Genomic DNA, 19,561 nt, shown 5'->3' with positions numbered 1-19,561 from the left:
GCCTCATTTGGGAGCGCAGGCCAGGGCGATACGCATTTTGATAATGGCGCGGTTGAACTTGACCGTCGTGTTGGTGCTTTTACCCGCCGGCACCGTAACCGTACGACGACGTGGAGATTCCGGGCCATTGGTAAAGGTTACCGAACAGACGGCGTCATTCGTGCCGTAGTTATTCAACTGGATCGAACTGATGTCGCCGTCCACGTCGGACGCGGTGTAATCCACGCTCACACCGTCGATCTTCTTAGTCACGTCGATCGGGTAGGCAAACGCGCTCATCGGCAACAGCGCCAGCCACACACAACAGAATTTTCTCATTCGGCAGTCTCCATAAAGGCTGCCAGCTTAGGACAAGAGGAGCTCATCTTGAAAGCGCCCCGCGTTACCCTCGATCAATGGCGCACGCTGCAAGCCGTGGTCGACCATGGTGGCTTCGCCCAGGCGGCTGAAGCGCTGCACCGTTCGCAGTCCTCGGTGAGCTACACCGTGGCGCGTATGCAAGATCAACTCGGGGTGCCATTGCTGCGCATCGACGGGCGCAAGGCAGTGCTCACCGACGCCGGTGAGGTGCTGTTGCGCCGCTCGCGGCAACTGGTGAAAAACGCCAGCCAGCTGGAAGACCTCGCCCACCATATGGAACAAGGCTGGGAAGCGGAAGTGCGCTTGGTGGTCGATGCGGCTTACCCCAATGCGCGTCTGGTGCGCGCCCTCTCCGCCTTTATGCCGCAAAGCCGCGGCTGCCGCGTGCGCCTGCGCGAGGAGGTGCTGTCGGGTGTTGAAGAACTGCTGATTGAAGGCGTGGCCGACCTGGCGATTTGCGGCTTCAGCATCCCCGGTTACCTGGGCACGGAAATGAGCGATGTGGAGTTTGTAGCCGTGGCCCATCCCGAGCACACGCTGCACCGCATGAACCGCGAACTGAGCTTCCAGGACCTGGAAAGCCAGATGCAGGTGGTGATCCGCGATTCCGGACGGCAGCAGCCGCGGGATGTCGGCTGGCTCGGTGCCGAACAGCGCTGGACCGTCGGCAGCCTGTCCACTGCCGCCACGTTCGTCAGCAGCGGCCTGGGCTTCGCCTGGCTGCCCCGACACCTGATCGAACGTGAACTCAGGGACGGCCTGCTCAAGCAGCTTCCCTTGGAAAAAGGCGGCAGCCGCAACCCCACGTTCTACCTTTACTCAAACAAGGACAAACCCCTGGGGCCGGCCACGCAGATCCTCGTGGAACTGCTGCGCACCTTTGACACGGCCCCTCTGGATGCGCCTTTCGCCGCCCCACGACAAGCCTGAAACGGAGTTTATGCATGCCCTGGTTCGACCACGAAGGCTGCAGCCTGCACTACGAGGAATATGGTCACGGCGCACCGCTGATCCTGATCCACGGCCTGGGCTCCAGCAGCCAGGACTGGGAATTGCAAGTCCCGGTGCTGGCCAGGCATTACCGCCTGATCGTGGTGGATGTACGCGGTCACGGGCGTTCCGACAAACCCCGTGGGCGCTATAGCATCGCAGGCTTCACCTTCGACCTGATCGCCCTGATCGAACACCTGGACCTGCCACCCGCTCATGTGGTCGGCTTGTCCATGGGCGGTATGATTGCCTTCCAGCTGGCAGTGGACGAACCCGGCCGGGTCAGGAGCCTGTGCATCGTCAACAGCGCACCGGAGGTCAAGGTGCGCAGTGTCGATGATTATTGGCAATGGGCCAAGCGCTGGAGCCTGGCGCGCCTGCTCAGCCTCGCGACCATCGGCAAGGCGCTCGGCGACCGGCTGTTTCCCAAACCGCACCAGGCCGACCTGCGCCGCAAGATGGCCGAGCGCTGGGCAAAAAATGACAAACGTGCTTATCTCGCCAGCTTCGACGCGATTGTGGGCTGGGGCGTACAGGAACAACTTTCCAGGATTACCTGTCCAACCTTGGTCATCAGCGCCGACCACGACTACACCCCCGTGGCGCATAAAGAAAACTATGTAAAACTGCTGCCCGATGCGCGTCTGGTGGTGATCGAGGATTCCCGCCATGCCACGCCGTTGGACCAACCCGAAGTCTTTAACGCGACCTTGCTCGATTTTCTGAAGACTGTCGAAACCACTACCCAGGATCACTGACCCATGTTGAAAAAAATCGCCTTCTTTAGCGGCTCCGTTCTGTTCGCAGCCAACCTGATGGCCGCCGAACCCGCCAAGGCGCCTCACGTGCTGATCGATACCACCAACGGCCAGATCGAGATCGAACTGGACCCGGTCAAGGCGCCGATCAGCACCAAGAATTTCCTGGCCTACGTCGATAAAGGTTTCTACACCAACACGATTTTCCACCGTGTGATCCCGGGCTTCATGGTCCAGGGCGGCGGGTTCACCGCGCAGATGTCGCAGAAGCCCACCGACGCACCGATCAAGAACGAAGCCAGCAATGGCCTGCATAACGTACGCGGCACCTTGTCCATGGCGCGTACCAATGACCCGAACTCGGCCACCAGCCAATTCTTCATCAACGTGGCCGACAATGCCTTCCTCGACCCGGGTCGTGACGCCGGTTATGCCGTGTTCGCCAAAGTCGTCAAGGGCATGGACGTCGTCGACATCATCGTCAACTCCCAGACCACCACCAAGCAAGGCATGCAGAACGTGCCAATCGATCCTGTCGTGATCAAGTCGGCCAAGCGCATCGACTGAGGCCGGCAGGCCGCTTCGCGCGCGGCCCACAAGGCCGCGCGCACCTTTGAAAGGAGAGCCCGCACGGCGGGCGTCAAACTTAATGCTCTATCGTCGCTTTGAACAACTGATCGATATCTTCCGCGACGCACCCAGCGCGGCCCCTCCCGATAAAGTCCTGCCCTTCTACCTCTACTACCTGCGCCAGGTGTGGCCGCATTTCGTCGCCTTGCTGGTGGTGGGCCTGATCGGTGCGCTGATTGAAGTCGCGCTGTTCAGCTACCTGAGCCGCATCATCGACCTGGCCCAAGGCACCCCGCCCGCCGACTTCTTCCAGATTCACAGCGCCGAGCTGATCTGGATGGCCGTGGTCGCGCTGCTGCTGCGCCCGATTTTCGGCGCCTTGCATGACCTGCTGGTACACCAGACCATCAGCCCGGGCATGACCAGCCTGATCCGTTGGCAGAACCACAGCTACGTGCTCAAGCAGAGCTTGAACTTCTTTCAGAACGACTTCGCGGGGCGCATCGCCCAGCGCATCATGCAAACCGGCAACTCCCTGCGCGACTCCGCCGTGGCGGCGGTGGATGCGATCTGGCACGTAGCGATCTACGCCATCAGCTCCCTGGTGCTGTTTGCCGAGGCTGATTGGCGCCTGATGATTCCGCTTGTGACCTGGATCGTCTGCTACAGCCTGGCACTGCGCTATTTCGTGCCACGGGTGAAGGAACGTTCGGTGATTTCCTCCGAGGCGCGCTCCAAACTGATGGGCCGTATCGTCGACGGCTACACCAACATCACCACCTTGAAGCTGTTTGCGCACACCCATTTCGAACAGGAATATGCCAAGGAAGCGATCATCGAGCAGACCGAAAAGACCCAGCTGGCCAGCCGTGTGGTGACCAGCATGGACGTGGTGATCACCACCATGAACGGCCTGTTGATCGTCACCACCACCGGCCTGGCCCTGTGGTTGTGGACCCAGTCGCTGATTTCCGTGGGCGCAATTGCGTTGGCGACCGGCCTGGTGATTCGCATCGTCAACATGTCCGGCTGGATCATGTGGGTGGTCAATGGCATTTTCGAAAACATCGGCATGGTGCAGGACGGCCTGAAAACCATCGCCCAACCGCTGGCGGTGACCGACCGCGACAACGCTCCACGCCTGAGCGTGCCCCGTGGTGAAGTGCGCTTTGAGCAGGTGGATTTTCACTACGGCAAAAAGAGCGGGATCATTGGCGGCCTGGACCTGAACATCCAGGCCGGGGAAAAAATCGGCTTGATCGGCCCCTCGGGCGCCGGCAAGTCGACCCTGGTCAACTTGCTGCTGCGCCTTTACGACCTGCAAGGCGGGCGCATCCTGATCGATGGCCAGAACATAGCCGAGGTGGCCCAGGAGACCCTGCGCGAACAGATCGGCATGATCACCCAGGACACCTCGCTGCTGCACCGCTCGATCCGCGACAACCTGCTGTATGGCAAGCCGGATGCTACCGATGAAGAGCTCTGGGCCGCCGTGCACAAGGCCCGCGCCGATGAGTTCATCCCATTGCTGTCGGATGCCGAAGGCCGCACCGGGCTGGACGCGCATGTGGGGGAACGCGGCGTGAAGCTGTCCGGCGGGCAGCGTCAACGCATTGCGATTGCCCGCGTGCTGCTTAAAGACGCGCCGATTCTGATCATGGATGAAGCGACTTCGGCACTGGACTCGGAAGTCGAGGCGGCGATTCAGGAAAGCCTGGAAACCCTGATGCAGGGCAAGACGGTGATTGCGATTGCGCACCGGCTGTCGACTATTGCGCGAATGGACAGGTTGGTGGTGCTGGAGAAAGGCCGGATTGCCGAAAGTGGCAGCCATGCCCAATTGCTGGCCCATGGCGGATTGTATGCACGTTTGTGGCAGCACCAGACAGGGGGTTTTGTAGGCATCGACTGACCTCGGAGGGTCATGACTGCGCCACCAAATCCGAACAATTCTGACAGTTTTCTCTATCGAACGGGCGATGGGCCACAATCCTGCTGTACTACAAGCAGGAACCAGGATGGCCCTGACGTAACACGGCAAGGAAGCATCACCTACCCGTTAACTAGATAGAGCAATCTACTAAGGAAGTGTTCATGTCTACTTTGTTAAAACGTTCCGTTACGGAAGGATTGGGCACGTTTTGGCTGGTACTGGGTGGCTGCGGGAGTGCGGTGTTGGCCGCAGCGTTCCCCAACGTCGGGATCGGTCTGCTCGGTGTGGCCCTGGCATTCGGGCTCACGGTGCTGACCATGGCCTTTGCTATCGGTCATATCAGCGGTTGTCACCTCAACCCGGCAGTATCGGTGGGGCTGGTCGTGGGCGGAAGGTTTCCGGCCAGGGAATTACCGGCGTACATCGTGGCCCAAGTCATCGGCGGCATCGTCGCCGCGGCACTGCTGTACTTCATTGCCAGTGGCAAACCGGGTTTTGAACTGGCCGGCGGCCTGGCTTCCAATGGTTATGGCGAGCATTCACCCGGTGGATACTCGATGGCGGCAGGCTTTGTCACCGAACTGGTGATGACGGCGATGTTTGTGCTGATCATCCTCGGCGCCACCGACCGCCGTGCCCCTGCGGGCCTGGCCCCCATAGCCATTGGCCTGGCCTTGACCGTGATCCACCTGATCTCGATCCCCGTCACCAACACCTCGGTCAACCCGGCCCGCAGTACCGGCCCGGCATTGATTGTCGGCGGGTGGGCGATCCAGCAGCTGTGGATGTTCTGGCTCGCGCCGATCCTCGGTGCAATCGTCGGCGGTGTGGTTTATCGCTGGCTGGGCAAAGAAGAGACGGTCTAACCTAAACGAGTTCAACCCTGCCGTTAAGGCAGGGTTTTTCGTCAAGGATGATCAGGTTACTTGTAGTGAGCGGGCTTGCCCCGCGCTGGGTGGCGCAGCCGCCCTGAAACCTGCCACCGTGTTCTGCCTGACACAACGCGACGGTCGTATTGGGGCGGCTTCGCCGCCCAGCGCGGGACAAGCCCGCTCACTACAGACTTCAGCGCTCCTGTTCAGCTTGTGAGACATGAGGCACCTTATACCTGCCGATAAGGCAAAGCTGCCCTCGCCTCTTCGGCATACGCCAGCACTCCCACCCGCTCACGCGCCAGGAAATCCTCCACGGCGTGCTTCAAACCCGGATGGCGCAGGTAGTGCCATGAACGGGTTATCACCGGTTCGAACCCGCGTATCAACTTGTGCTCGCCCTGGGCACCGGCGTCGAAACGCTGCAAGCCGTTGGCGATCGCGTAGTCCATGCCCTGGTAGAAACATGTCTCGAAATGCAGACGATCGAACTCCGCCAGGCAACCCCAATAGCGACCATAGAAGCTATCGCCACCGATCAAGCTGAAAGCCATGGCCACCGGACGCGCCCCTTGCCTGGCCAACACCACGCGGATCGCCTCGGGCATGCGCTCGGCCAGCAGGCTGAAAAAGGCGCGGGTCAAATAGGGGGATTGACGGCGCACCGCGTAGGTATTGGCGTAACAGGCGTAGACAAAGTCCCACTGGGCTTCGCTCAGTTCGTGGCCTTGCAGCCATTCGAAATCGATCCCCTGCCCCGCCACTTGCTCACGCTCTTTTCGCATCTGTTTGCGCTTGCGCGAACTGAGGGCATCGAGGAAGTCCTGAAAGTCGCGATAACCCCGGTTCTGCCAATGGAACTGACAGCCCAGACGCTGCAACCAGCCCTCTTGCCGGGCCAGTGCGCTGTCGGCCAGTGGGTCGGTGAAGTTGATATGCGCACTGGAAAGCCCTTCAACTTCCAGGTAGCCCGGCAGGCTTTTGAGCAATTCAAAACCGTCGTCGGCATTCGCTGCCAACAACCTTGGCCCGCTCACCGGGCTGAACGGCACCGCCGTCAACAGCTTGGGGTAATAGTCGATACCGGCACGCTCACAGGCGTCCGCCCAGCCATGATCGAATACGTACTCGCCGTAGGAGTGCCATTTGCGGTAACTGGGCAAGGCCGCCACCAAGCGATCACCTTCCCAATGCAGCAAGTGCTCAGGCTGCCAACCCGACTGCGCGCCCAGGCTGGCGCTGTCCTCCAACGCACTTAGAAATGCATGCCGCACGAAGGGCTGAGCATGCGGCACCAAGGCGTCCCAGGCATTTGGGGCAATTTCGGACAAGCTGTCCAGACGTTGCAGCGGCATCGGCGTCCTCGCGGGTGTTGGGCGTAAAAGCCTGGCGAGTATCGCCTATCACAGCGCGGGGCACACCTCGAAACCGCAAGGACAAACCTCGAAACAATTAGTTCCATTCTTAAATAATTTGTCATGCAGATGAAATCACTTCGCCACTACCTCGTCATAAACGATCGCAATACTGACGCCTGTTTTTTAGAGCGCCTGGTTCTATAAGGCGGCTATTTTCCGTCCGTCATCGGTCGGTTGTGTCCTGGATGGTTTGCCATCCCTCCTCACTTTCGGAGATTGATATGCGTCTTGCTTCCACTAAAACTGCGGCGGTCCTGTGCGGCGGCCTGCTGATGGCCCTGAGCATTCCAGCCAGCGCTGCAGTCGACGCTAAATTGCTCGACATGCTCAAGGCCAACGGCCAGATCACTGCAGCGCAGTACACTGAACTGCAAGCGGAATTGGCCAAAGACCAGAAAGAAAAGCAGATCGCACAGCAAGCTCAACAAGAGACCAACGAGCAGATCGCGGCCACCGCGAAAAAAACCAACGACCTCAGCGTTTTCGACCAGAAGCTGGCCTGGGCCGCGCGCACCCAACTCAAGGGTGACGTGCGTTTCCGTCAGGAAACCGTGAAGATCCAAGGCGAATCCAACAACGGCGGCCGTGACAAAGACCGCCAACGTATCCGCGCACGCCTGGGCGCCTACACCGAAATCAACTCGCAAGTGGACACCGGCATCCGAATCGCCACCGGCAGCAACGACGATGCCCGCTCCACCAACCAGGACCAGGACAACTACTTCGACAAGAAGTCGATCTGGCTGGACCTCGGCTACATCGACTACCACCCGGACCAGATCAAGAACCTGCACGTGATCGGCGGCAAGATGCTCCAACCCTGGGTGAACATGGGCGACGTGATCTGGGATAGCGACATCAACCCGGAAGGTCTGGCCCTGACCTACAAATACCCACTGGGTAGCAGCGCCGAACTGTTCGGCAGCATTGGCAACTACAACCTCAAGGACAACGTCGACGGCGACGGCGTGCAGTTCCGCCACGACCTGCGCCTGACATCCGGCCAGCTGGGCACGCGCTTCTCGGTCACCGACAACCTGAAAATGACCCTGGGCGGCAGCGTTTACGCCTACCAGAACGATAAAGACAGCCGCTGCACCACAACCACCACGCCTTGCGCACTGGCGGTCAACGGCAACTCGCCCGACAACCAGTTCCGCCTGTATGAAGGCTTTGCCCAAGCCGATATCGGCGGCCTGGCCGTGCCTCTGGCGTTTTATGGTCAGTACGTGAAAAACAACGATGCCGTAACCGATCAGGACACCGCCTGGTTGCTGGGTGCCAAGTCCAAAGTGTTCGGTTTCAACCTGGACTACAACTACCGCGATACCCAACGTGACGCGGTCGTTGGCGCTTTCACCGACTCGGACTTCGCCAACGGTACCACCGGTTCACGCGGTCACAAGTTCAAGGTCAGCTACGACATCGACAAGAACTTCGCCCTCGGCGCTACGTATTTCCTGACCAAGGCCGACTACGCCAGCCGCACCCAGCGTGATGCCAACACCAACACCCTGCAGTTGGATGCTGAAGCCAAGTTCTAGAAAAGCAGCGGTAAGTTTCAAGCTACAAGCTTCAAGGAAGAGCGCTTCATCTGCCGCTTCAAGTCTGCCGCTTGAAGCTGCTTCTACAACAGCCTTGCGTGGGTGGGTCGCCCCTCATCCGTTCGACGCCCCACGCAAGCCTGTCTTTACCCGCCTTTAATGATCTGGCGCCGCTCGGCAGCCAGTCGCTCAGCCAACGCATCGGCATCCTTGACCGGGGCTTGCGGCATGATCTTCAACGTCGCCTGCAACAAACGCATCTGACGGATAAATCGCCGGCAGTTGGGGCAGAACATCAGGTGATGACGCACCAGCAAACGCTCGCGAAAGGTCAATTGCCCATCGAGGTAGTCACTGGACCGCGCCACTTGTTCTTTACACGTCAACATTCGCCCGTTTCCTCAAAATGCTCCACCGTGGCGAAGACTTTAAGCCGCGCTCGATGCAACAGCACACGGACATTGGAGAGCGAGAGCGTCAGAAGATTACAGATTTCTTCCAGCTCCAGGCCCTGGCGTTCACGCAGCACCAGCACGCTACTTTGTAACTCCGATAAACTCAGAATCGTATGTTCCAGGCATTCACGCAGCTCATCCTCGGTCAGCAAGGCTTCCGGGGTGTCCTGGTGCCAGGCGTAGGGGGCGACAGCCCAATGGCCGTCGTCGGGTACGAAGCGATCATCACCGATGGTGCCGTGGGGCGAAGGCAAATCGTCGAGCAAGACTTCACGACGGTTCTGTTTGTAGCGGCCTTTGGCGGCGTTGGCGGTGATGGTCAGCAACCAGGTCTTGAGGCTGGAGCGCCCTTCGAACTTGGCCAGGTTGCGCACCACCGACAACCAGGCGTCCTGCACCACCTCGTCGGCGTGGCGCTGGCCGACGATGGCATAGGCCACCGCCCGCATCGCGCTCTGGTAGGTGGTGACCATGTCCTTGTAGGCCCGCTGCTCGCCCTTGAGCAGTCGTTCAAGCAGGTGCGCGTCGTCCGCTGCCGCCATTCAAGACCTCGATGTTTATCGCTTGCGCAGGATCACGCTGCCGATGGAATACCCAGCGCCAAACGAGCTGAGCACCGCCACGGAGCCCTTGGGCAGGTCGTCCTGGTAAGTATGGAACGCAATCACCGAACCCGCCGAACTGGTGTTGGCGTAGGTATCGAGAATGACCGGGGCCTCTTCCACCGTGGCTTCGCGGCCCAACAGTTTCTTCACGATCAGGTGGTTCATGCTCAGGTTGGCCTGATGCAGCCAGAAGCGCTTCACGTCGGTGACATTCAACTGGTTCTGCGCCAGGTGGGTGCTGATCAATTCGGCAACCATCGGGCAGACATCGCGGAACACCTTGCGACCTTCCTGCACGAAAAGCTTGTCGGGCGCGCCGATGCCCTCTTCCGCCGCGCGGTTGAGAAAGCCGAAGTTGTTGCGAATATTATTGGAGAACTGGGTCAACAGCTTGGTGCTCACCACCTCGAACTGATGCTCGGAGGTCGCAAGGTCAGCGCGCTCAAGCACGACGGCAGTGGCCGCATCACCAAAAATGAAGTGGCTGTCACGGTCACGGAAGTTCAGGTGGCCGGTGCACACTTCCGGGTTGACCATCAGGATCGCCCGCGCCTGGCCCAATTGGATGCTGTTGGCGGCGTTCTGGATGCCGAAGGTGGCCGAGGAACACGCCACGTTCATGTCGAAACCAAAACCTTCGATGCCCAGTGCGCTCTGGACTTCGATGGCGATGGCCGGGTAGGCACGCTGCAGATTGGAACAGGCAACGATCACACCGTCGATGTCGGCGGCAGTCTTGCCTGCACGCTTGAGGGCCTGCTCGGCGGCGCCGACCGCCATCTGGCAGAGCACCGACCACTCGTCATTGCTGCGCTCGGGCAGGCGCGGGGCCATGCGCTGCGGATCAAGGATGCCCTCCTTGTCCATCACGAAGCGGCTCTTGATGCCCGACGCCTTTTCAATGAACGCCGCGCTGGACTCGGTCAACGCCTGCACTTCACCGCGCTCGATAGCAGCGGCATTGTCGCTGTTGAACTGTTGCACGTAGGCATTGAAAGACTGCACCAGCTCTTCGTTGGAGATGCTGTTGGCCGGGGTGTAAAGGCCAGTGCCGCTGATGACGACGTTATGCACGGTCGTTCCTCTAAATCTGTCAGGCAGAAGATATTGGTACCGTCGTACCAAACTGTAAGTAGTCCGATTCCGCGCGGCGGACATCAGACTGGCAACGCTTTATTCCATCGCGCCGCAGCTCTGTGCGACGATCCCGGCATTTATAGCGGCGAAGTTTGCCACAAATGCCGGGATTTGGCGCCACGTCCCAGACAAGCACCGTTTTAATGTGCAAGTGAGCCAGCCCGACCCACGTCAGAATCAGGGCTCCACCTGGCTCCACTGCTTGCTCAGGCGCTTGTCGGAAATTGGCACTTTAGTGCCCAACTGCTGGGCAAACAACGACACCCTGTACTCTTCCAACCACCAACGATAAAGCTCCAGTTGCGGGTCGCGCTTACCTTCCTGGGCGTGTTTTTTCAGGCGGTTTTCGTACTGGGTCCACAAGCCTGCCAACTCGCCGCTCCACACCCGGTCCTTTTGTACCTGGCTCGGCAATTTCTCCAGGCGCAACTCGATGGCCTTGAGAAAACGCGGCAATTCCTTGAACCACTGCGCCGGGGTTTCCCGCACAAAACCGGGATACACCAATTGGCTCAGTTGCTGCTTGATATCGTTCAACGCCACGGCCTGGGCCAGGTCGATCTTGCCTTTGAAGCGCTTCTGCAAACCGTGCCAGAGCTTGAGCACTTCCAGGGTCAGGCGCGCTAGGCGTTCGGCGTGTTCGGTCCAATGGCCGCGCTTGCGCTCGGCCAAGGCGGCCAAACCCGCGCCATCACGGGGCAGGCTGGCTTCACCTTCCAGCACGCAGGCATCGAGGCTGGCCAGCAGAATGTCTTCCACCAACGCGTCAACGCGCCCCAATTCGCGGTACATCAAACCCAGCTCGGTCAGCCCGGGTAATTTTGCGCGCAGGAATTTCGCCGGCTCCGCCAATTGCTGCATCAGCAGGCGCTGCAAAGCACGGCGGTGCTGGAACTCGGCCTCGGCAGCGGTGGAGAAACGCCCTTCCTTGACGGTGCCATTGTCCTCCACCAGCGCCGGGTAAACGGTCATCGACAGGCCGGCGATGTTTTGCTGGGTTTTCTCGGCCACCGCCGCAAACACCTTGGCCTGCACCGGTTGCTGGCTTTTTGCAGTTTGCGGCACGGCCAAGGCGGCTTGGCTGGCTTGTGCAAAGCGTGCGGTCAACTCCGCCAGATCGCGGCCTTCACCCAGGAACTTGCCCTGGCCATCGACCACTTCGAGGTTCATCTTCAAGTGGTTTTCCACCTGCTGAGCCGCCTGCGCCCAAGCCTCATCGCTGACCCGTGCGCCGGTCATGCGCAGCAATTCGTGCCCCAGCGCCTGGGGCAATGAACCCTGACCAAATTCGATGCGCTGCAGCGCCGCCTTGACGAAATCCGGCACCGGCACGAAGTTCTTGCGCAGTGCCTTGGGCAAATTACGCACCAGGGCAACGCATTTGGCTTCGATCAGCCCCGGCACCAGCCACTCCAGACGCTCCGGCGGCAGGGCCGGCAGCAGCGGTGCTGGCACGCGTAGGGTCACGCCGTCACGCGGATGGTTGGGCTCGAAGTGGTAACTCAACGTCAGGGCCAGGTCGCCCAGGTGCAGGGTATCCGGGTAATGCGCGGCGGTGACTTCACTGGCTTCGCGTGCCAGCACGTCTTCTTCGCGCATGATCAGCAGTTGCGGGTTTTTCTGGCTGTTGACCTTGTACCAGCTGTCGAAGGTCGCGGTCTGGTGGATCTCCGCCGGCAGGCGTGCGTCATAGAAGGCGTAGAGGGTTTCTTCATCGGCCAGGATATCGCGGCGGCGGGCCTTGGCTTCCAGTTCGTCGAGCTGCTCCAGCAACTGCTGGTTGGCCGCCAGGCACTTGGCACGGGACTGGATTTCCCCACGCACCAGGCCTTCGCGGATAAACAGCTCGCGCGACACCACGGGGTCGATCGGCCCGTAATGCACCGGCCGGCGTCCGACCACGATCAACCCGAACAGGGTGATCTGCTCAAATGCCACTACCTGGCCACGCTTCTTCTCCCAATGCGGCTCAAAGTGGTTTTTCTTGATCAAATGCCCGGCCAGCGGCTCGATCCAGTCGGCGTCGATCTTCGCCACCATGCGTGCATACAGCTTGGTGGTTTCCACCAGTTCGGCGGTCATCAACCATTGCGGGCGCTTTTTGCCGATGCCCGAGGACGGGTGAATCCAGAAACGCCGCTGACGCGCACCGAGGTAGTCGCCGTCTTCGGTCTTCTGGCCAATCTGGCTGAGCAGGCCGGACAGCACCGCCTTGTGCAGCTTCGGGTAGTCCGCCGGGGCCTGGTTGATGGCCAGCTGCATGTCGCGGCAGATCAGGCTCAACTGGCGATGGGAATCGCGCCATTCACGCAGGCGCAGGTAATTGAGGAAGTTCTTGCGACACCAGTTGCGCAGCGGGCTGGCGGTCAGCGCCTGGCGCTGCTCTTCGAAGCCGCGCCACAGATTGACCAACCCGGCGAAGTCGGAATCGGCATCCTTCCACTGTGCGTGCGCCTGGTCGGCCGCCTGTTGGCGCTCCGGTGGGCGTTCGCGCGGGTCCTGGATCGACATTGCGCTGGCGACGATCAGCACTTCCTGCAAGCTGCCAAGCTTGGCGGCTTCAAGCAGCATGCGCCCCATGCGTGGGTCCACCGGCAAACGCGCCAACTGGCGGCCCAACGGCGTGAGCTGGCTATTGCGGTCTACCGCCGAAAGCTCTTGCAGCAGATTGAAACCGTCGCTGATGGCCTTGCCGTCCGGCGGTTCGATAAACGGGAAGTCGGTGATCTCGCCCAGGCGCAGGTGCAGCATCTGCAGGATCACGGCGGCGAGGTTCGTGCGCAGGATTTCCGGGTCGGTAAATTCCGGACGCCCCATAAAGTCTTCTTCGCTGTACAAGCGTACGCAAATGCCCGGCTCGACCCGGCCGCAACGGCCTTTACGCTGGTTAGCGCTGGCTTGGGAAATCGCTTCGATCGGCAGGCGCTGTACCTTGGCGCGGTAGCTGTAACGGCTGATGCGCGCAGTGCCGCTGTCGATCACATAACGAATGCCCGGCACCGTCAGCGAGGTTTCCGCAACGTTGGTCGCCAGCACCACGCGCCGCCCTGGGTGCGACTGGAAAATCCGCTGCTGCTCGGCCGGTGACAGGCGCGCATACAACGGCAGGATTTCGGTGTGCTTGAGCTGGGCCTTGCGCAGCATCTCGGCGGCATCGCGAATCTCGCGTTCACCCGGCAGGAACACCAGGACGTCGCCTGGGCTGCGCCGCTCGCTGCGTTCATAGGCGGCGATTTCATCGAGGGTGGCGAGGATCGCCTGGTCGACGGTCAGGTCGTCCTCGACGCGGTTGCCCTCCTCGTCCTGTTCCAGGGTCAGCGGGCGATACCAGGTTTCCACCGGGAAGGTACGGCCCGAAACCTCGACAATCGGCGCATCGTCGAAGTGCTTGGAAAAGCGCTCCAGGTCGATGGTCGCCGAGGTGATGATCACCTTGAGGTCGGGGCGGCGCGGCAGCAGGGTTTTCAGGTAGCCGAGCAGGAAGTCGATGTTCAGGCTGCGCTCGTGGGCTTCATCGACGATGATCGTGTCGTAGCGTTCGAGGTAGCGGTCGTTCTGGGTTTCCGCCAGCAGGATGCCGTCGGTCATCAGTTTGATCAGGGTGTTGGAATCGCTCTGGTCTTCAAAGCGTACTTGATAGCCGACCAATGCCCCCAATGGCGTGCCCAACTCTTCGGCGACGCGGGTGGCCACGCTGCGCGCGGCGATGCGACGCGGCTGGGTATGACCGATCAGGCCGAATTGGCCACGACCGATTTCCAGGCAGATCTTCGGTAGCTGGGTGGTTTTACCCGAGCCGGTTTCACCGGCAATGATCAGCACCTGATGCTTGTTCAGTGCAGCTTTGATCTCATCGCGCTTGGCGGCAATCGGCAGGCTGTCGTCATAGCGAATCACCGGCAGGCTGGCCCGCCGCGCCGTGACCTGGGCACAGGACGCCTGCATCCGCGCCACCCACTGCGCCAGCTTTTCCTCGTCAGGCTTCTTGCGCAATTCAAGCAACTGCCGCCGCAAGCGGTGGCGGTCGGCGAGCATGGCGTGGTCGAGGGTCTTGAGCAGTTGATCGATCGTGGGTGCTTGGTCAGTCATCAGGTGCGTTTGGGTCATCTATTTATGCAGGGGGCGGATTGTCGCAGAAAACCACCCACGCGCGCGCCCCTCATTCGTTCTCGCGCTCTTTGCGGCGATACGGGAATACATCAATGACCTTGCCGGCTCGAATCGCTTCCTGCAGCCCCTTCCAGTAATCGGCGTTGTACAGCTCGCCGTGCAACTCATCGAACAGCTTGCGCTGGGCGGTGTCGGCAAACAGGAACGGCGGAAACTCTTCGGGGAAGACATCCAGCGGGCCGATCGAATACCAGGGCTCCGAGGCCATTTCATCCTCGGGGGTACGCGGCGGCGGGATGTGGCGGAAGTTGGCTTCGGTGAGAAAACAGATTTCATCGTAGTCGTAGAACACCACGCGACCGTGGCGGGTGACGCCGAAGTTCTTCAGCAGCATGTCGCCGGGAAAGATATTCGCCGCCGCCAGTTGTTTGATCGCCAGGCCGTAGTCTTCCAGGGCTTCACGCACCTGCGCCGGGTTGGCATTGTCAAGGTAGAGGTTGAGCGGGGTCATGCGTCGCTCGGTCCAGCAGTGGCGGATGAGCACCGTGTCGCCTTCCACTTCGACAGTGCCGGCCGCGACTTCCAGCAGCTCGGCCAGGCAGTCGGGCTCGAACTTGCTCAGGGGGAACCGGAAGTCGGCAAACTCCTGGGTATCGGCCATGCGCCCGACCCGGTCGACGCTTTTGACCAGGCGGTACTTCTCGATCACCGTGGCGCGGTTGACGTTTTTCGAGGGCGAAAAACGGTCCTTGATAATCTTGAACACGGTGTTGAAGCCCGGCAGGGTAAACACACTCATGACCATGCCGCGCACGCCGGGAGCCATGATGAAGCGGTCATCGGTGCTGGCCAGATGGTTGATCAGCGCACGATAGAACTCCGACTTGCCGTGTTTGTAGAAGCCGATCGACGTGTACAGCTCGGCGATATGTTTGCCGGGCAGGATGCGCTTGAGAAAGCCGATGAACTCGGCGGGCACCGGCACATCAACCATGAAGTAGGAACGGGTGAACGAGAAGATGATCGAGACTTCGGCCTCGTCGGTGATCAGCGCATCGATCTGAATACCGCGCCCTTCGCGGTGCAGCAATGGAATCACCAGCGGCCACTGCTCGTCGTGCGTGTAGAGACGGCCGACCAGATAAGCGCCTTTATTGCGGTAGAGCACCGAGGAAAACAGCTCGACGCTCAGGCCCGGGTCTTTGCACACCCAGTCCGGCAGGTTTTCCCGCAGTTGGGCTTCCAGGCGGCGCAGGTCGGCGGGCAGGTCGGCGTAAGGTTCGCTGAAGCTGTAGTCGGCAAAGATCTGCGCCAGCATCTCGGCCACCTTGCCATCCGGCGTGTACAACCGCGTTTGCGCCGCACGCGCCCGGCGCAGGCTCGGCCGCGTGGTGTGAATGAACATACAGCCGTCGCTGATCAGGTCATGACTGAACAGGCCGCAGAAGATCGAGTTGTACCAGGTCTCCGACAGCTCATCATCGAAGCGCAGGTCGATCAGGCCGATATACGCGCTCTTGACCAAGGGCCACTGATCGACCTCCAGCAGCACCGCCGCCGGGAAACCGGCCCGCAGGCGCGCCGTGACTTCGCCGACTTTCTCTTCATACAGGTTGATACGCGCCGCCGACGCCGCCTGGCCTTGCTGCCATTGAGCCTTTTCGAAACGCTCGCGGGCACCATCGGTGATACGGCGGAAGTGCTCACGGTAATCGTCGAAGCCATCCAGGATCATCCGGGCAATTGCGAGGGCGTGCTGCGACATGCGGAAAACCTCAAGCGGCGTCAGGGAAACCTGAGCTTAGCCAGTGAACCGTGGCAGGAGAAGGATGATTTTTCCAGCCTCGCTGTACAGCCTTAGTGGTTTTGTACATTTATTTTCAATTTTTATAACTCGACCAAGCAGTCAATAAATGCACTTGGCGCAGCCGTGCCCTCCGCGCTGTGAGCCAGCAACGGCGGTGCCTGAGGTTTGTGCGCTGCAAAAACAACCCGGCTTCGCAGATGAAAGTCTCGGCAAGGGTGGTGATACAGCGTAAGGGAAACCCTGATTACTACATTGATGGCACTTTGATATATAGCGCCCCCTTCTCCCACCCTAACAAGGTCAGAAGACCGATCCGGGAACAGGTACTAATCACCCAAGGAGCGTTGAGATGTCATTGAGGAATATGCGGATCGGTCTACGTGCCAGTCTGAGTTTTGGGGTGCTGGCCGGCTTGCTGGTGATTGTCGGGATGTTCGGCCTGGGCCAGATGGCCAAGTTGCGACAAAGCGCGCAGGTCATCGAAGCGTCGTGGATGCCCAGCATCGAGAACATTCACGACAGCGCGGCCCTGGTGGCCAGTATTCGCCTGGAGGCCCTGCGCCTGGCGACCACCGACGAATCACGCATCCGTGACAACAGCAAAGCCCTGATCACGCGCCAGCGCGCCGAGCTGCAAACCCTGCTGGACCATCACAAGGCCCTGCTCAGCGACGACGAAGAGCGCGGCATGCTCAAGCAGCTCGAAGACAACGTAAATACTTATCTGACGCTCGTCGCACAGATCGTCGCCCTGGTCGACAAGGATCAGCAACAGGATGCCATTGACCTGCTCAACAGTCGTCTCGCACCACAGGGCCTGATCCTCGGCAAGAGCCTGGAGGACATGATTACCTTCAACCAGAACGGCGTGGAAGCCGCAGTGAACGCCTCCGCGCAGACCTATTTCAGCGCGCAGTGGATTGTCGGCCTGATCATCCTGTGCGCATTGATCGCCACCTTGCTGCTGGCGTGGCTGCTGACCCGCAGCATCACCGCCCCGCTCGCCCAGGCGCTGACCGTGGCACGCAGAATCGCCGGCGGCAACTTGAGCCAACCGATCAGCGTCAGCGGCAAGGACGAGCCCGCCCAACTGCTGGCGGCCCTGGCCACCATGCAGGCGCAGTTGCAGGGCACTATCCGTGGCATCAGTGAATCGGCGCAACAACTGGCCTCCGCGGCCGAAGAAATGAGCTCGGTGATGGAACAGAGCACGCGTGGCCTGCAGGCGCAGAACGACGAGATCGAACAGGCCGCCACCGCCGTCACTGAAATGAGCACTGCCGTGGACGAAGTGGCCGGCAATGCGGTATCCAGCGCCGAGGCCTCCAAGGCGTCGGACGAAGACAGCAAGCACGGTCATTACCAGATCAGCGAAACCATCAGCTCGATCCAGAACCTGGTCGACGAAGTGCTCGGGGCCTCGACCAAAGCCGAGGGCCTCGCGGTACAGGCGCAAGACATCAGCAAGGTGCTGGAAGTCATCCGCGGTATCGCCGCGCAGACCAACCTGCTGGCGCTCAATGCCGCCATCGAAGCGGCGCGTGCCGGTGAGGCCGGGCGCGGGTTCGCCGTGGTGGCCGATGAAGTACGCTCCCTGGCGCAGCGCACCCAGGACTCCACCGAAGAAATCGAACAGATGATCAACGGCATCCAGCAAGGCACCCAGAACACCGTCGACGCCCTCAACAGCAGCGCCGAACATGCGGGCCAGACCTTGCAGCGGGCCAACAGTGCCGGCAGCGCGCTGGAGAAAATCACCGCCGCCATTTCACAGATCAGCCAGCGCAACCTGGTGATCGCCAGTGCCGCCGAGCAGCAGGCGCTGGTTGCCCGCGATGTGGACCGCAGCCTGGTCAACATTCGCGACCTGTCCACCCAGACCGCCGCCGGTGCCACCCAGACCTCGGCGGCCAGCCATGAGCTGTCTCGCCTGGCTGTGGACCTCAATGGTCTGGTCACGCGGTTTGTCGTGTAATCCGTCACCGGGTCATGCAACACTCGCCGCCTTATTGATGTAGGAGTGTTCCGTGAGACCCCTCGACACCTTGTACCTATTGGGGCTGGCTGCCATCTGGGGGGCCAGCTTCCTGTTCATGCGCATCATCGCGCCGGAAATCGGCACCGTGCCGACCGCGTTCTTTCGCGTGTCGATCGCCGCCGCCGGCTTGCTGGTGATCCTGATGATCATGCGCGTCAACTGGGACTTCCAGGGCAAGTTCAAAACCGTGCTGCTGCTGGGTGTGATCAACTCGGGGATTCCCGCGACGATGTACTCGGTGGCGGCCCAGGTCTTACCGGCGGGCTACTCGGCGATCTTCAATGCCACCACGCCGCTGATGGGCGTGCTGATCGGCGGGCTGTTCTTCAGCGAACGGCTGACGTCGGCAAAAATCGCCGGTGTCAGCCTGGGTCTGCTGGGCGTGGGCGTGCTGACACGCGCCGGGCCGGTGGCGTTTGACCTGCAATTGTTGATGGGCGCGCTGGCCTGCCTGCTGGCGACGACTTGCTATGGTTTTGCCGGTTTCCTGGCGCGGCGCTGGCTGGATCAGCGTGGCGGGTTGGACAGCCGGCTCGCCGCATTGGGCAGCATGCTGGGGGCTACGCTGTTTCTGCTGCCCCTATTCGCCTACAGCGCAATCAGCCATCCCCCGGCCAGTTGGGGTGGTTGGCAGGTGTGGTTGTCGCTACTCGGGTTGGGGTTGGTGTGTACGGCGTTCGCCTACATCCTGTACTTCCGCCTGCTGTCGTCCATCGGGCCGGTGAAGTCGATGACCGTGACCTTCATGATTCCGCCGTTCGGGGTTTTGTGGGGCGCATTGTTGCTGGATGAGCCGCTGTCGATGGCGCATCTGTATGGTGGAATATTGATCGCCGGGGCGTTGTGGCTGGTACTGCGCCCGAAAAAACCTTGAACACCTCTGTAGTGAGCGGGCTTGCCCCGCGCTGGGTGGCGCAGCCGCCCCAAAACCAGGCGCCTGAGCTCTTCCTGGAAGAACGCGGTG

At 60.8% G+C, this 19,561-nt stretch carries 15 protein-coding genes; 8 read left to right on the top strand and 7 right to left on the bottom strand.

The annotated features are described in order from the left end of the window. Positions 1-3: 3 nt before the first annotated feature. Positions 4-318 carry a hypothetical protein gene (locus tag ACQRBV_RS15665; RefSeq protein ID WP_060756128.1) on the bottom strand — a complete coding sequence of 105 codons (315 nt, stop codon included), beginning with the start codon at positions 316-318 and terminating at the stop codon, positions 4-6. 48 nt (positions 319-366) lie between these two features. Between ACQRBV_RS15665 and ACQRBV_RS15660 the strand changes: the two genes are divergently transcribed. The 5 genes from ACQRBV_RS15660 to aqpZ all read left to right on the top strand — a co-directional run bounded on the left by ACQRBV_RS15660 (position 367) and on the right by aqpZ (position 5,477). Next, complete coding sequence (locus ACQRBV_RS15660) at positions 367-1,290, top strand: LysR family transcriptional regulator (RefSeq protein WP_060756129.1); 924 nt, start codon at positions 367-369, stop codon at positions 1,288-1,290. 14 nt (positions 1,291-1,304) lie between these two features. Beyond that, complete coding sequence (locus tag ACQRBV_RS15655) at positions 1,305-2,108, top strand: alpha/beta fold hydrolase (RefSeq protein WP_244385324.1); 804 nt, start codon at positions 1,305-1,307, stop codon at positions 2,106-2,108. 3 nt (positions 2,109-2,111) lie between these two features. After that, entirely contained in the window at positions 2,112-2,675 is a 564-nt protein-coding gene (locus ACQRBV_RS15650) for a peptidylprolyl isomerase (RefSeq protein WP_411985180.1), read from the top strand. An 82-nt stretch (positions 2,676-2,757) separates the two neighbouring features. Continuing rightward, the gene (locus tag ACQRBV_RS15645; protein ID WP_060756132.1) at positions 2,758-4,590 is read left to right on the top strand and encodes an ABC transporter ATP-binding protein; all 1,833 of its coding nucleotides are present in this window, start codon (positions 2,758-2,760) and stop codon (positions 4,588-4,590) included. A gap of 182 nt (positions 4,591-4,772) precedes the next feature. After that, positions 4,773-5,477, top strand: coding sequence for an aquaporin Z (gene aqpZ, locus ACQRBV_RS15640; RefSeq protein ID WP_411985181.1), 705 nt, complete (start codon positions 4,773-4,775; stop codon positions 5,475-5,477). Positions 5,478-5,713: 236 nt separating this feature from the next. Here aqpZ and ACQRBV_RS15635 read toward each other — a convergent pair whose 3' ends face one another. Then, positions 5,714-6,838: a GNAT family N-acetyltransferase gene (locus ACQRBV_RS15635; protein ID WP_411985182.1), complete on the bottom strand. Its 1,125-nt coding sequence runs from the start codon at positions 6,836-6,838 to the stop codon at positions 5,714-5,716. Positions 6,839-7,122: 284 nt separating this feature from the next. On the opposite strand from ACQRBV_RS15635, the gene ACQRBV_RS15630 reads away from it, so the two are divergent. After that, a complete protein-coding gene (locus ACQRBV_RS15630; RefSeq protein ID WP_060756137.1) occupies positions 7,123-8,445 on the top strand; it encodes a putative porin in 1,323 nt (440 codons plus the stop codon). Between the two features lie 146 nt (positions 8,446-8,591). On the opposite strand, the gene ACQRBV_RS15625 is transcribed toward ACQRBV_RS15630, so the two are convergent. The 5 genes from ACQRBV_RS15625 to aceK form a co-directional block, all read right to left on the bottom strand. After that, positions 8,592-8,834 carry an anti-sigma factor family protein gene (locus tag ACQRBV_RS15625; RefSeq protein WP_060756138.1) on the bottom strand — a complete coding sequence of 81 codons (243 nt, stop codon included), beginning with the start codon at positions 8,832-8,834 and terminating at the stop codon, positions 8,592-8,594. Continuing rightward, positions 8,828-9,442, bottom strand: a complete 615-nt coding sequence (locus ACQRBV_RS15620; protein ID WP_060756139.1) for an RNA polymerase sigma factor — start codon at positions 9,440-9,442, stop codon at positions 8,828-8,830. The genes ACQRBV_RS15625 and ACQRBV_RS15620 overlap by 7 nt, the downstream gene beginning before the upstream one ends. Before the next feature lie 15 nt (positions 9,443-9,457). Continuing rightward, on the bottom strand, positions 9,458-10,579 hold the full coding sequence (locus ACQRBV_RS15615; RefSeq protein WP_060756140.1) for a beta-ketoacyl-ACP synthase III: 1,122 nt from the start codon (positions 10,577-10,579) through the stop codon (positions 9,458-9,460). A gap of 240 nt (positions 10,580-10,819) precedes the next feature. After that, the gene (gene hrpA, locus ACQRBV_RS15610) at positions 10,820-14,731 is read right to left on the bottom strand and encodes an ATP-dependent RNA helicase HrpA (RefSeq protein WP_411985183.1); all 3,912 of its coding nucleotides are present in this window, start codon (positions 14,729-14,731) and stop codon (positions 10,820-10,822) included. Positions 14,732-14,801: 70 nt separating this feature from the next. Next, positions 14,802-16,517: a bifunctional isocitrate dehydrogenase kinase/phosphatase gene (gene aceK / locus ACQRBV_RS15605; RefSeq protein ID WP_411985184.1), complete on the bottom strand. Its 1,716-nt coding sequence runs from the start codon at positions 16,515-16,517 to the stop codon at positions 14,802-14,804. A gap of 391 nt (positions 16,518-16,908) precedes the next feature. Here aceK and ACQRBV_RS15600 point away from each other — a divergent pair, with 391 nt between their 5' ends. Beyond that, positions 16,909-18,534 (top strand): methyl-accepting chemotaxis protein, encoded by a 1,626-nt coding sequence (locus ACQRBV_RS15600; protein WP_427877924.1) that lies wholly within the window; start codon positions 16,909-16,911, stop codon positions 18,532-18,534. Positions 18,535-18,586: 52 nt separating this feature from the next. Then, a complete protein-coding gene (locus ACQRBV_RS15595) occupies positions 18,587-19,471 on the top strand; it encodes a DMT family transporter (protein WP_411985185.1) in 885 nt (294 codons plus the stop codon). Positions 19,472-19,561 lie beyond the last annotated feature (90 nt).

The sequence above is a fragment of the Pseudomonas sp. R11F genome (assembly GCF_050312575.1).
Classification (GTDB): Bacteria; Pseudomonadota; Gammaproteobacteria; order Pseudomonadales; family Pseudomonadaceae; genus Aquipseudomonas; species Aquipseudomonas palleroniana.
This window is presented reverse-complemented; position numbering and strand designations above follow the sequence as displayed.

Excerpts from the sequence above, each read along its gene's own strand:
- ACQRBV_RS15630 (WP_060756137.1), top strand. The coding sequence starts at position 7,123 with ATGCGTCTTGCTTCCACTAAAACTGCGGCGGTCCTGTGCGGCGGCCTG.
- ACQRBV_RS15625 (WP_060756138.1), bottom strand. The coding sequence starts at position 8,834 with ATGTTGACGTGTAAAGAACAAGTGGCGCGGTCCAGTGACTACCTCGAT.
- ACQRBV_RS15645 (WP_060756132.1), top strand. The coding sequence starts at position 2,758 with ATGCTCTATCGTCGCTTTGAACAACTGATCGATATCTTCCGCGACGCA.
- ACQRBV_RS15620 (WP_060756139.1), bottom strand. The coding sequence starts at position 9,442 with ATGGCGGCAGCGGACGACGCGCACCTGCTTGAACGACTGCTCAAGGGC.
- ACQRBV_RS15665 (WP_060756128.1), bottom strand. The coding sequence starts at position 318 with ATGAGAAAATTCTGTTGTGTGTGGCTGGCGCTGTTGCCGATGAGCGCG.
- ACQRBV_RS15650 (WP_411985180.1), top strand. The coding sequence starts at position 2,112 with ATGTTGAAAAAAATCGCCTTCTTTAGCGGCTCCGTTCTGTTCGCAGCC.
- aqpZ (WP_411985181.1), top strand. The coding sequence starts at position 4,773 with ATGTCTACTTTGTTAAAACGTTCCGTTACGGAAGGATTGGGCACGTTT.
- ACQRBV_RS15655 (WP_244385324.1), top strand. The coding sequence starts at position 1,305 with ATGCCCTGGTTCGACCACGAAGGCTGCAGCCTGCACTACGAGGAATAT.
- ACQRBV_RS15600 (WP_427877924.1), top strand. The coding sequence starts at position 16,909 with ATGTCATTGAGGAATATGCGGATCGGTCTACGTGCCAGTCTGAGTTTT.
- aceK (WP_411985184.1), bottom strand. The coding sequence starts at position 16,517 with ATGTCGCAGCACGCCCTCGCAATTGCCCGGATGATCCTGGATGGCTTC.
- hrpA (WP_411985183.1), bottom strand. The coding sequence starts at position 14,731 with ATGACTGACCAAGCACCCACGATCGATCAACTGCTCAAGACCCTCGAC.
- ACQRBV_RS15635 (WP_411985182.1), bottom strand. The coding sequence starts at position 6,838 with ATGCCGCTGCAACGTCTGGACAGCTTGTCCGAAATTGCCCCAAATGCC.